At 63.9% G+C, this 13,157-nt stretch carries 9 protein-coding genes; 4 read left to right on the top strand and 5 right to left on the bottom strand.

Annotation, left to right across the window (positions count from 1 at the left end; translation table 11 throughout):
* Positions 1–79: 79 nt before the first annotated feature.
* Entirely contained in the window at positions 80–1,234 is a 1,155-nt protein-coding gene (locus P3T18_RS16345; RefSeq protein ID WP_429300951.1) for an epoxide hydrolase family protein, read from the bottom strand.
* A 222-nt stretch (positions 1,235–1,456) separates the two neighbouring features.
* A complete protein-coding gene (locus tag P3T18_RS16340; protein ID WP_429300950.1) occupies positions 1,457–2,602 on the bottom strand; it encodes a porin in 1,146 nt (381 codons plus the stop codon).
* A 544-nt stretch (positions 2,603–3,146) separates the two neighbouring features.
* Here P3T18_RS16340 and surE point away from each other — a divergent pair.
* On the top strand, positions 3,147–3,926 hold the full coding sequence (gene surE / locus P3T18_RS16335) for a 5'/3'-nucleotidase SurE (protein ID WP_429300949.1): 780 nt from the start codon (positions 3,147–3,149) through the stop codon (positions 3,924–3,926).
* A 27-nt stretch (positions 3,927–3,953) separates the two neighbouring features.
* Here surE and P3T18_RS16330 read toward each other — a convergent pair whose 3' ends face one another.
* Positions 3,954–4,967: a hypothetical protein gene (locus P3T18_RS16330; protein ID WP_429300948.1), complete on the bottom strand. Its 1,014-nt coding sequence runs from the start codon at positions 4,965–4,967 to the stop codon at positions 3,954–3,956.
* A gap of 326 nt (positions 4,968–5,293) precedes the next feature.
* A complete protein-coding gene (locus tag P3T18_RS16325; RefSeq protein WP_429300947.1) occupies positions 5,294–6,205 on the bottom strand; it encodes a DMT family transporter in 912 nt (303 codons plus the stop codon).
* A 282-nt stretch (positions 6,206–6,487) separates the two neighbouring features.
* Here P3T18_RS16325 and P3T18_RS16320 point away from each other — a divergent pair, with 282 nt between their 5' ends.
* Positions 6,488–8,809 (top strand): PA14 domain-containing protein, encoded by a 2,322-nt coding sequence (locus P3T18_RS16320; protein ID WP_429300946.1) that lies wholly within the window; start codon positions 6,488–6,490, stop codon positions 8,807–8,809.
* Between the two features lie 186 nt (positions 8,810–8,995).
* Here the strand turns inward: P3T18_RS16320 and P3T18_RS16315 are convergent, their stop codons facing one another.
* Positions 8,996–11,011, bottom strand: coding sequence for a glycoside hydrolase family 3 N-terminal domain-containing protein (locus P3T18_RS16315; protein WP_429300945.1), 2,016 nt, complete (start codon positions 11,009–11,011; stop codon positions 8,996–8,998).
* Positions 11,012–11,276: 265 nt separating this feature from the next.
* Here P3T18_RS16315 and P3T18_RS16310 point away from each other — a divergent pair, with 265 nt between their 5' ends.
* On the top strand, positions 11,277–12,341 hold the full coding sequence (locus P3T18_RS16310) for a helix-turn-helix domain-containing protein (RefSeq protein ID WP_429300944.1): 1,065 nt from the start codon (positions 11,277–11,279) through the stop codon (positions 12,339–12,341).
* Between the two features lie 134 nt (positions 12,342–12,475).
* A complete protein-coding gene (locus tag P3T18_RS16305) occupies positions 12,476–13,060 on the top strand; it encodes an alpha-ketoglutarate-dependent dioxygenase AlkB family protein (RefSeq protein ID WP_429300943.1) in 585 nt (194 codons plus the stop codon).
* The last annotated feature ends 97 nt before the right edge of the window (positions 13,061–13,157 follow it).

Genomic DNA, 13,157 nt, shown 5'->3' with positions numbered 1-13,157 from the left:
CGATGATACGCGGCGGCATGCTCGTCAGGTTCCCGCCTGACGATATTTGATCTTTGCCGCGAGGCGCGGCCGGCTGGCTTCAATGCCGCAGCGGACGGAAAAAGCGGCGTATCTCGGCGGCCAGCAATTGCGGCTGCTCCATCGCGGCGAAGTGTCCGCCACGCGGCATGTCGGTCCACTGCGTGACATCGAAAGTGCGCTCCAGCCAGGAGCGCGGCGGATGATTGATCTCCTTCGGAAAATGCGCGAAGCCGACCGGCGGCCGCACCCGTTGTCCTTCGGCGAAACGCATCGGCTGCAGGCGGTTTTCCCAGTACATCTGGATCGCGGGGCCGATGCTTTGCGTGTACCAGTAAAGCGAAATATTGGTGAGCAGGTCGTCTTTCGAAAACACGCTTTCCACGTCGCCGCCGCAATCGCTCCAGGCGCGAAACTTTTCCGCGATCCATGCAGCGAGTCCCGTGGGCGAATCGTTCAGCGACGCAGCGAGCGTCAGCGGCCGGGTGGCGTGCATGTGCGCATACGCGCCCTCGAGCGCGGCCCAGTCGTTTTTTTCCTGCAGATAGCGCGCTTCGTCCGGCGTGAGCGGACGAACCGCCGCGCCCTCGGCGGGCTCGTAGGAACTGGGCAGAAAGTTGAGATGAATACCGTCGACGCAATCGGCGTGGCGCGCGGCGAGCGCGACCGACACACCCGCGCCGAGGTCGCCGCCTTGCGCGCCGAAACGCGTGTAGCCGAGACCGCGCATCAGCGCCGCCCATCGATCGGCAACCTGGAACGCCGACATGCCGGCTTGCGCGGGCGCGGCCGACAAACCGAAACCGGGCAGCGACGGCACCACCACGTCGAACGCATCGGCCGGATCGCCGCCGAACGCGGCGGGATCGCATAGCTGGTCGATGAGTCCGTAGAACTCGAAGAACGAACCCGGCCAGCCATGCGTGACGACGAGCGGATAAGGCGCGGGCCCGGCGCCGCGCCGATGCACGAAGTGAACCCGCTGTCCGTCGACTTCAGCGAGGTATTGAGGCTGGCTGTTCAGGCCGCGTTCCGCGGCGCGCCAGTCGAACTGATCGGCCCAGTAGGCAACCAGCTCACGCAACCATGCCGGGTCGATGCCCTGCTCCCAGGCCGGCGCGGGTGTGGCCGGCGCCCAGCGGGTTTGCTTGAGGCGGCGGCGCAGGTCGTCGATATCGGCGTCCGGCACGGCAATCTGAAACGGCTCTGTCTGCATGGCACTCGTCCCGGCCCGTGTGATGGATAACGCGCTATTCCGTCTGGCGCTTATTGCTGCCTCTATGGCTGCTTCTATTGCTGGCTCATGTTCTTGCGCATGGTACAGAATAAGCGCGCTCACGGCATGCGGGCTGCACGAATAACAAAAAGCCCGCAAATTGCGGGCTTTTCTGTGCTTCCCTGTGCTACGGGCAAAGCGCGACGCGTGGTGTCGTTACACTCAGAAGCGGTGACGGATACCCACGGTGCCGACCACCTGCGAATCGGTCGACGAGGCGCTCACGCCGACGATGTCGGCCGTAATGCCCGAATTGCCGGTGCTGCCGACGTGCTGGTAAGCCGCTTCAGCATAGACGTCGGTCCGCTTGGACAACGCGTAGTCCGTTTGCAGCGTGATCTGATGGTACTTCGGGCTCTCGCCGTCCAGACGCGCGTCGGTGAACGTATAAGCGCCCGACACCGTCCACGCCGGCGACAACGCGTAGCGCGCGTTGACTTCGTAGTTGGTGAAGCGCGCGCTGCCGCCCGTCAGCGTGACGCCGTTCGTCTGGCCCGATGCGCCCGAACCGATCGACGTAGCGTTGTTCAGCTGGGTTTGCGTGAACACGAGGCCGACGGTTGCCGGGCCGAACGCGTAGTTGACGCCCGCGCCATACGTGCGCTGACGGCCCGCGTTGAAGGTGGAGTCGCCGGTTGCGACCGCGCCGCTCGTGTTGGTGGTCGAGCCGCCGCCGTTCAGTTGCAGGTAGCCCGCCGCGAAGTTCAGGCCGCCGAACGTGTACGACGCACCCAGGCTGTAGGCGCGGCTATCCGCGAAGCTGCCCGCTGCATTCGAAAAGCCGTACAGCGCGCCGAACTTGAAGCCGCCGTAATTGACGCTCTGGAACTTGACCGCGTTGTTGATACGCACCGAGTTGTTCAGGTTGTCGTTGTCGTACGGATGCGAGGCGAGCGTGCCGCCGTATTGCGTGCCGTTCAACGCCAGCGGCGCGAGATTGTCGACGAGACTGTCGTACTGACGGCCGAGCGTGACCGCGCCGTACTGGTTGCTCGACAGGCCGACATACGCCTGACGGCCGAATTCGCGGCTGTTCTGGCCCAGCTTGCCGGTCGAGAGATTGAAGCCGTTTTCGAGCACAAAAATCGCCTTCAGGCCGTTGCCCAGGTCTTCCGAACCACGCAGGCCCCAACGGTTGCCGTTGAGAATGCCGCTGGCCTGCTGGAAGTTGCTGCTGCCACCGGAGTTGCTGGTGTAGGTCAGGCCGGTGTCGATCAGGCCATACAACGTGACCGAGCTTTGTGCGTGGGCAACGCCGGCGGCGCCGAGCAGAGCGAGCGAGAGGCCCGACAATACGATCTTTTTCATTCAGTTTTCTCCTAATCCGAATAGCGATTGCTATCGAGCGGCGGAGAATATCCGACAAAGCAAAAAACAGTTTTTCAGTTGATTACGACGTTGTGTTTTAGCGACGCGAACCGATTTTAACTTTCAGTTCATTTCACGCCGGCCGGAAACCCGGAAAAAATGGCGAGCAGAAATGAAATGGGGCGTGTTCCTCTCGCGAACACGCCCCAAGTGCCTGATTTCAAGCCCCTCTCGGAGAGCCAGACCGGCGCAGAATAACATGCCGGTTTAATCTGGACAACGCGAATAAAACAATTTATTGTTTCACCAGGTTGCCACGCGGAATTAATCGTAATATCAGGTCAGATACTCAAACACATTCAGGCGCATTATTTCCGTCAATGAAAATAATCGTTGCGGATATCAAAAGAAAGCCGCACTTGCAATATCGCGCAATCTGATATGCGAAAAGCCGCACCGCGTCGATGCCGAGTTGAAACCCGGCTTCGCGGCAATCGCCGGATAATGCAGGCTCCTGTCCTTACCTGAAGAGGAGATCGCTGCGATGTCAGCCTACGAATCCAAAGTGCCGCGCGTGTTATTGACCAACGACGACGGTATCGACGCACCCGGCCTCGCCGTACTCGAAGCCGTGGCGGCCGAGATCGCGCACGAAGTCTGGGTGGTCGCGCCCGAGCACGACCAGAGCGGCACATCGCATTCGATCAGTCTGCACTCGCCGCTGCGCGTAAGCCGCCAGGGCGAGCGCCGTTTCGGCGTCGTGGGTACGCCCGGCGATTGCGTCGTGATGGGCGTGCGTCATCTGATGCGCGAGACGCCGCCCACGCTGATCCTGTCGGGCGTGAATCGCGGCGGCAATCTCGGTGTCGAGACCATGTTTTCGGGCACCGTCGGCGCGGCCATGACGGGACTGCTGCTGGGGCTGCCCGCGTTCGCGCTGAGCCAGACCTTCAGCAACCGCGACAACGTGCGCTGGGACACCGCGCGTGCGCTCGCACCCGGCGTGATCCGTCAGTTGCTCGCCATTCACCACGACGCGCCGACCTGCCTGAACATCAACTTCCCCGACGTGGAGGCCGCCACCGCAGGTCCGCTAACACCGACGCGCCAGGGCGTCGGTCTGGTGGAAAGCATCGAGGTGCTGCCGCAGGTCGATCCGCGCGGCCTCGACTATCACTGGCTGCGTTTTCAGCGCGGCGCTCGCGTCAACGATCCCGACACCGAAACGGCCGTTGTCGCGTCGGGGCGCGTCTCGGTCACGCCGCTCGCGTTCGACCGCACGGACGAGCCGACCTTCGCGCGCCTGGCGGCCTCGCTGAAGTAGTCGAGCGCCAGGCGTCGGCGCGCAGACTCAGGGCCGCGACGGAATGACGAGACTCGGCGCGCCGCCGGGTCCGGCAGGATTCGGGTTACCGAAGGCCGGCAGGCTGCCGTCGCTGCGCGCGCGCACGATTTCCGCACGGACCTGCGCACGCGTTTTCGGTCCGCCGTCGGTCCTGACTGCCGTGCCGCCGGCCGGATCGTTTTGCGCCAGTTGCGAAAGTTGTGACGGGGCCGGCGCGATCGACGGCGCAGGCGAAGCCTGAGCGGTCAGCGTCGACTGGTTGCGCGAGCCCGTTGTTTCAACAGGCGCGGGCGAATTCGTCACGGCCGGACCATTCGACGCGGCCGGCGCGTTGGCTTCGCGCGACACCACTTTCATCGGCGCCGGTGTCGAGGCCGGCGCGCTCGCCGTGAGCCCGGCACTCATGCCCGCGGATTTCATGCTCCATTGGTTCGTCGCCGTTGCAACGGTTGACGGCTCGGACCGGTTTTTCGCCACGGTCGACGTGCGGCCCGACACTTCGCGTACCGCCGGCTGATTGCCGCCGCGCGATCGGCCATGCCTCGTGGCGGCGTACGCGCCGTCCGGCTTTGCCGCCCTGTTGGCCGTTCTACTCGCGCCCTGCGCAGCGCCGCTGCCGTTTCGCTTGCGGCCGACGTCGGTGGTCGCGCGCTGCGCGCTCTGTCCGCGCACCGCCACTTCCTTCTGCAAGGACAGCACCTGAGCATCGTTCCTGTGTGCGGATGGCACGGCATCCAGTTGCTTTTGCGCGGCAACCACATCGTTGCGCTGCAAGCTCGTGCGTGCGGCCTGAATTCGTGCGGCGGCTGCGTCGGCGTGATTGTCAGCCACGGCGGGCCCGGCACTCACCGACCCGCTGATGACATCACCGCGCGTCCGGTAAGCCGACGCGTCGCTGCGCTCGATGCCGGGTTCATCGGCCGACAACCATGGCCGGCCCGCCTGCGAAACGTACGCAGCAACGGCCAGCGTGCCGGCGATACATCCCGCGAAGACCCTCTTCCTTGCTTCGTCATGCATGACGTCTCCCTCCCATAGCGTGAACACGCGCATTCTTCGATATGGCTGGCGTGCCCGGAATCGCCGGAAGGTTGGCGCGTCGATCGGAGAGAATGAACGGCCGCCGATCAGGCGCGCGCAACGGCCGCGAGTTTGGGCCGCGGGCGGGGCCCGCTAACAGGGTTGTACGAGTCGATACGCGTCGTGGATGCGCAAGATGCCAGCGCGTCCGATCCAGCAGGGATGAATGTCCGAAAAAGCCAGCTTCGCGGACCTGATTCGCCATTCTTATGATTATTGTTCGGCATCCGAAGCAATACGTCTAACCTGATGCGCCTCGCGCACGCTTAAACCAGCGGCCCCTCGGGCTGCTTGCCACGCATCGCGACCGCGATCGAACTGCCGACGATCAGCGCGATCCCCAGCAACGCCACCGCGCCAATCGTCTCGCCCCACGCGAGATAACCGAACAGCGCGGCCCACACGATGCTCGTGTAGTTGTACGGCGCGAGCGCGCCTGCATCGGCTTCGCGAAAGGCCATGGTCATCAGCAACTGGCCGGCGGTGGCGAACACACCGAGTAAAGCCATCACGCCCAGCGCGCCGGGCGACGGCGTTCGCCATGCCAGCAACAGGGTCGCGCCGGTCACGACCAGACCGACGCTCGTGAAATACAGCACTGTCGTGCCGGAATCGTCGGTGGCGCGGATGCGCTTGATCTGGATGATCGACAAGGCGCCGAACAGCGCGCTGGCGATCATCAGCACGGGCCCGAGCCAGTGCGTCGCACCGCCACTCGCCGCGCCGCCGGGACGCACGACCAGCAACACGCCGACGAATCCGATCGCCGCGGCCATCGCGTCGCGCGGCTTGAGCGTCTCCTTGAGCAGAAGCGGCGCGAGCACGATCACGAGCAGGCTCTCCGAGTACACGATCGACACCGCCTCGCCGAGCGGCAGATAAGGCAGCCCCGCGAAAAAGAGCGCCGACGCACCCAGCAAGGTCAGCGCGCGCAAGGTTTGTCCGCGCACATCCAGTTGCGCGAACCGCTGACGCAAGGGCTTGCCGCGCAGGCAGACGGCGAGCGCCGGCAACAGTCCGAACAGCATCCGGAAGAACGTCACTTCGTTGGCCGGATAGTCGAGCGCCACCGATTTCGCCAGCGCATCGACGAGCGCGAAACAGAACATCGAAACGAGGATCAACGCGATGCTGCGCAGCGGCACGACCCGGTGGCGAACGGCAGTGACTGGTTGCATGAAGACCCGAAGGAATCGCATCGGGCGACGTCTGAGTCGCGCGACACGGTCTGGTTGAGCAGAAACCGGATTATGCCCGGCGAGCGGCCGACCCACCGACCCACTGCACCTTTCTGGCGTTTTGCACCAAGTCGGGTAAGTACCGATACTGCTTACCGGAAGTAATAATATTATTCATACCGATTTCCGCCTTTCCCTAAGCCGATGCGCAAGACATCGGCTTTATGCTGATTTAATAATAATTATGACCATCTATTAAGCGGGGACATCAGGAGATGACAGGTGCGCAATTACCTTGTGCTTGCGGCGCTCACGATGCTGGGCGCTTGCGGCGGCAATGACGGTTCACCGGACGTAGCAGGATCAGCCAATAAACAGGTCGCCGCGGTGGATGCCGCCGCATCGTCGGCCGCTTCATCCGCGGATCTGGCGGCGGCGTCGGCCGCGGACGCCGCCAGTGTGCAGAGCGAATTCAAGGCCGCGAAGGCCATCCCGCTCGGCATGAAGACGACGACCCCGCCGCTCGTCATCGCGGACCCCACGCTCAATCTCGCGGCCTACACGCCGCCGCCCTCGCCCACGCCCGTATCGACCACGCATCTCGCGTTCGGCGACTTCACCAACTACCTCGCGCCCGGTTCGACCAACGGCTGGCGCGCCGGCGCAACCGCCTCGAGCATCACGATCGACCCGCCCGCCACCAACGGCACCGGCGCGGGCGACAAGACCGTGGCGCTCGCCAGCACCTACGCAACGGCCTCGTACGAAGCCGACGTGACCGTCAGCGCGCCGGTCGGCACGGGTGCGGCCAACGCAGGGTTCATCGTGCGCACCACCAACCCGACCGCCGGCGGCCCCGACAGTCTGACCGGCTATTACATCGGCCTCGATACCGGCTCGCACATCCTTCAGGTCGGCCGGCAGAACAACAACTGGACCAACTTCATCGCCTATCCGATGAGTTCGATCGTCGGCGGCAGCACCCATCACCTGAAGGTCACCACCAGCGGCACGGCCCTCACCGTCGACTTCGACGGCCAGCGCGTGATCAGCGTGAACGACGCCACCAACGCCCTGCCCGCCGCGTTCCAGTCGGGCAGCTTCGGGCTGCGCCGTTTCGGTGTGGGCGCCACTTTCAGCAACATCACGATTCACACGTATCCGACCGTCAAATCGCCGAGCTTCGATTTCTCGAAGGTGGTCGGCGCGGTCTATACGCCGTCGAACGCCGTGAATGCAATCGACTTCTGGGAGAACTACGACCCCGAGATCGTCAACCGCGAACTCACGTACGCGCAGACCTACGGCATGAACACCATTGCGGTGTATCTGCACTATCTCGTGTGGGCCAACGATCGCGTGGCATTCCTGAGTAAATTCGAAAACCTGCTGAAGATCGCCGCGCGCCACGGCATGAAAGTCTCGCCGATCTTCTACGACGACTGCTGGAACCCGACGCCGGCCTACGGTCCGCAACCCGCACCGGTCTGGGGCGTGCACAACAGCCAGTGGGTGCAGTCGCCGGGCACGCCGGTCGAGCAGGCGTATTTCCAGCCGACCTCGGCGAATCCGAACATTACCTACAAGGCCAGTCTCGCCAACTACATCACGGATTTCGTCGCGCCGCACCGCAACGACCCGCGCATCATCTTCTGGGAACCGATGAACGAACCCGGCTGTAGCGGCAACGGTTCGCTGCAGGAAACGCGTGCCGTGATGATGAACGATGCACGTATCGCCATCATCAATGCCGGCGCGACGCAGCCGATCAACTCGCCGCAGGTGCAGGAAGACGAAGGCTCGTACTTCTCCGACTTCTACGCCTTCCATCCGTATGGCAACCCGTACACGGGCCCGGTAAACGGCAGCAATGTCAGCGCGCTGAATTCGGAAACGCTGCAACGCGGCTTCACGGGCACGGCGGGCCAGACGATGCCGGGCATCGTGGCGAACTACGGCGGCACCACCGGCTTCATCGTGTGGGAACTGATGATCGGGCGCACCAATACGCGCTTCCACTGGGGACAGGTGCCGAGCGCGCCCGCCACGGTAGAACCGGCCACGCCGTTCCAGGGCACCATCTATCCGGACGGCCATCCGTGGCAGACCTCGGAAACGCAGGCGCTCACGGGCGGCTTCAACGTCAAGCTGCCGGTGTTGCAGGTGGGCTATTACAACGATTCGAGCTTTGCCAGCGCACCGGTCAAGACCTCGATCACGCCTTTGATCGACTTCGATCTCAACACGGAACGCGGCACCGATTCGCCCGACGCGTCGGCGGGTGTCAATGCAAGCGGCTACGGCGTGCGCTGGACGGGCGCGATCGAAGCCGACACCACCGGACTCTATACGTTCTCGATCGATAGCGACAACGTGGCGCGTCTGTGGATCAACGGCGTGAAGATCATCAACAAGAAGACGGCGTCGCAATCCACCGTGAGAGGCAGCACCTGGCTCACCGCCAAACAGCGCGCGTCGATCAAGGTGGAATACGTGCACGGCACGGGTCCGGCCAGCATGCATCTGTTGTGGTCGAACCCGCTCGCGAAGAATCCCAACGCACTGCGCATCGTGCCGTCGGACTCGCTGGTGACGTCGAACTGAGCGTGCTTCACGCGTAGTTCACGCGCGGTTCACCCAGGCGGCTAGCCGTCGAAGCATCGCGCGGCGCACAGCGAAGGCATGCTGTGCGCCGCGTTGGTGTTTCGGCCTCTTCAATGACGGCGCGCGCGTCGAATCCGACGCCGCGCTTCACGCACCTTCATTCACCACCGGGTTGATCGCCCGGCCTCAATAACTCAGGCCATATCCGAACGGATACAACGGATGCGCGGTGTCGTGCGGCACATCGGAGAGTTGCGCCTCGACCTCGGCCATCGACGAAGGCAATTCGAACGGCAGCTTGCCTTGCGGCGTGCCCTTGCCGGTCAGCACGTCGAACAGCGCCGTATCGCTCGCGCCGAAGTTGGCCAGGATGGCGGTGGCCTTGTCCTGCACATTGGTCAGAATCGCGGGGCGGTCCATATACACCGAGACGATCGACTTCGGCGCGGCGGCCGCCTGCTTGATCGCTTCGTAATCGGCATTGCCGTCCACGAACGCCAGGCTGCCTTCGTGCTGCATCGAGCCGAACATGTAGTTCGGATGCAGTGTCTCGTAGGGCGTGCTCACGCGCAGAATCGCGACGTCGGCGGCTTGCGGCGTGCTCACGACCTGATAACCGTACTGCTGCGCCACGGCCGGATCGATGCCGTACAACCACACTTTCTTGCCTGCGGCGGCCATCGGCAACAGCTTGCCGTTGTTCTGCAGCAGCACCATCGAACGGCGTTGCGCGTCGAGCGCCTGAGCCTGGAAATCGGCATTGCCGACCAGTTTCGCCGCCGCACTCGCGTCCACGTACGGATGCTCGAACAGACCTTGCTGGAATTTCTGCAACAGCACGCGATACGCGGACTCGGTCAGACGCGCTTCCGGCAGCAGCCCCTGATTCACGGCCTGAATCAGCAGGCTCGGATCGTCCTCGCCGCCGAACTGGTCGATGCCGGCATCCACCGCTCTCACGAAGCGCTGCAAACGGGTGGCGCTTTCCATGCCCCACGGCATGCCCAGCCCGACGAATGACGGCGATCCGGACGACACGCCGTTTATGCAGTTCGTGTCGCAATCGGCCGCGATCAGCCAGTCGGACACGATCAGGCCTTTGAAGCCATACTTGCCGCGCAGCAGATCGGTCAGCAACGGCTTGTCGTAGGCTGCGCCGACCTGTTCGAGCGCGATGCCGTCGATCGTCACCGGAGCGTCGGGTTCGGAATACGTCGGCATGACCGAACCCGCGTTGGCGGCGAATGCGCCTTCGAACGGCTTCAGGTGATAGGCAAAGTCGTTGCCCGGATAGGTGGCGTAACGGCCGTAGTAGTTGTGGCTGTCGAACCCCGATTTCTGCGCGCCGTAGCCCGCCCAATGCTTCACGACGGCCACCACGCCGTTGGACTGAACGCCGTTGCTGCCGCCCTGAAAGCCTTCGATATACGCCTGAACCTGCGCGCGCGTCAGAGCGGCATCTTCGCCGAACGTGCCGTTGATGCGCGCCCAGCGAGGCTCCGTGGCCACGTCGGCTTGCGGCGACAAGGCCACGGTGATGCCCACGGCGCGATACTCCTGGCGCGCGATGTCGCCGAACTTGCGCGTGAGCGCGGCATCGCCGATGGCCGCGAAGCCCAGAGTCTCGGGCCACTTCGAAAAGCCGCTGTCGCCCGCGCTCGCGCCGAGCACGTACTGGAAGTGGTTGCGCGGGTCCGAACTGATCGACACCGGAATGCCGAGCCGCGACTGTTCGGCCAGCGTCTGTATCTGGTTGTACTGGTCCGCCATGGTGCCCGCATCGGCACTCATGCGCGTGATGTACGTGCTGATGTTGCGTCCGTTGATCTGCGTCTTGAGCGCGGCCATGTCGTACGCGCTGCCGGTGCCCGCGCCGGTGGTGTCGTCGAGCACGGGCGCGGTGCCGTGCATCATCAGGCCGGCCTTCTCGGCGAGCGTGAGACGGTTCGCGAGGTCGCGCGCGCGAACGTCGGCGCTCAGGCGCCAGTCCTCATACGGTTCGAGCTGGCCGCTTTTGTCCATGTCCTTGAACTTGAGGCCGTCCTGGCTGATGAGGTTCAGCGTGGTGTAGCCGAAGTCGGGCTGCGCGACGGACGGCGTGAGCGGATCGTTGCTGCCGCAGGCGAAGAGGCCGAGCGCGAGCGCGGTGCCGGATGCCGCCAGTGCCGATTTGCGCATGACGGGCCGTGATGGAAGATGCATCCATGTCTCCTGGAATCGGGTTGTTTTGAGGTACGTCGCAAGCACGGCGAAACAGCCTTACAAATAGCCGTACGGCACTTTACCGACCCGTTTCCATCGACGTTTTACCGTCGGGTGCAGCTTTTATCTTCGTGGTGCGCGGCGCGTAAGGCGGCGCAAGAAAACTCGAACGGCATGCGAACCTTACGGCAAGCTATCGCAATTCCCGATGGCGCGAGCGGACCCGCCTGTCCATCATCGTGCGACGTCCGTCCTTCCCGAGCTCATGTCAAACAGCATGCCGGCGCGCTTTAGCGGCCATGGCCGTACCGTTTCGAATCGCATAGCCGCATTCGCCTTCGACGCCGCCGAACGCGCGGGCGTCTCGCCACACGTGTTCAGCGCCCGCACCGGCATCAACGCCTCGGAATTGCGCGAACGCGATGGCCGTATCGACGGCGTGCGGCATCGGCGCGTGGTCGAATTGATGGCGCAGGTCGGGCCGGTGGCGCGCGCCGATCCGAACGAGGCGCACACCCTCTTCCCCGACTTCCCCGTGCTCGGCAACCTGTGTCTGAATGGGCGCACGTTGCGCGAAGCGCTCGAATCGTTCCACACGTTTCGTCCGCTGATCGGCGAGTTCGATTTCCTATGTTTTCGTGAGACGCCTGAGCACGCGCAGTACGAGTACATCGCGGAATTTGCGCCAGGCAACGGCTTTCAGGCGCTCGCCAACTTTCAGGTGCTGGCGAGTCTGGTGCGCGCTTACGATGTGACGCGACGCACCGTGTTTCATGTTTCGCTGGTGGGTAGCGCGCTGCCGAGGCCGCACGATCCGGGCGAATTTTTCGGCGCGCCAGTGCGTTACGACGCCGACGCGAACCGGCTGCAATTCTCCGCCGCGCTGCTGGACGTGCCGTTCATCCAGCACAACACGGCGCTCGCACCTTTCCTGCATCAGCAGGCCGAGCATGAACTGCGGCGCATCCGACACGCGCACCGTTTTTCCAGTAGCGTCGAGCGGCTGATCGGCGAGATTCTCGGGGACACCGCGGACGAACGTCACACTTCGGCCACGCTGCTCGCACGGCTTTGCGAGCGTCTCGACACGTCGCGCTGGACCTTGCACCGTCAGTTGCAAACCGAGGGGCTGCATTTCACGGAACTCGAAGCACGCGTGAAATTCCGCGAAGCCTGCCGTCTGCTCGGCGAGACGCATTCGAGCCTTGCGCAGATCAGCGACCAGCTCGGCTTCTCGTCGCAAAGCGCCTTCACACGGTTTTTCCGCAGCCGGCATGCGTTGCCGCCGCTCGCCTTCCGGCAGCGCACGCAAACCCAAAACACTGTATAAAAACACAGTATAATGGGTGTCCGGACAGCGCCGGGCTTCCGCGGGATTAGCGCATGGTTTTAGCGTGCTTCTGGCACGCCTCCACGCGCGCTTCCGCGTGGTTAGCGCCGGCTGTCGATCCCCGAAAGGCCGGCATGTTTGAGTTACAGGACACCTTGTTTGCGCCCGAACCGCTCCCGGTCGTGACCGACGCGGAAGGCGGTATCCGCTATCTGCCGGAATCCATTGCGGCGGAGTCGGCTCGGCGCTGGTTCGAGGAGGCATTGCGCAATGTCGGCTGGCTGAGCCAGCAGCGCATGATGTACGAGCGGGAGGTCGCCGTGCCGCGCCTGCTCGCCACGTTCGCGCGCGAGTCGGCGGATTTGCCCGCGCCGCTCGGCGAGGCGTTCGAGGTGGTGCGCGACTTGATCGGCGCGCCGTTCAATCGCGTCGGCCTGAATCTGTATCGCGACGGCCACGACAGCGTTGCGCCGCATAGCGACAAGACCGAGCGCCTGATACCCGCCCAGCCGATCGCCATCGTGTCGCTCGGCGCCACCCGACGCATGTCGATCCGGCCGAAAACCGGCGCTGCGCGAACCGTGCACGTCGATCTGGCGGCGGGCAGTTGCCTCGTCATGAGCTATGCGTCGCAGTTCACGCATCTGCACGGCATACCTAAAACGCCGGGCGTGAGCGAGCCACGCATCAGCCTCGCATTTCGCTGCTTCGAGGCTTGAGTCGGACATCACGCGGGCGGCTGGATTTCAGCGAAACTTCAACCGCATTTCGACCACGTTCCGACCAGACAGCAACTCGATCGCGACTGGTTAGCAG

The sequence above is a fragment of the Paraburkholderia sp. GAS199 genome (assembly GCF_050436585.1).
Lineage (GTDB): Bacteria > Pseudomonadota > Gammaproteobacteria > Burkholderiales > Burkholderiaceae > Paraburkholderia.
Note: the sequence above shows the minus strand (reverse complement) of the source record. Positions and strands in the feature narration are given on the sequence as shown.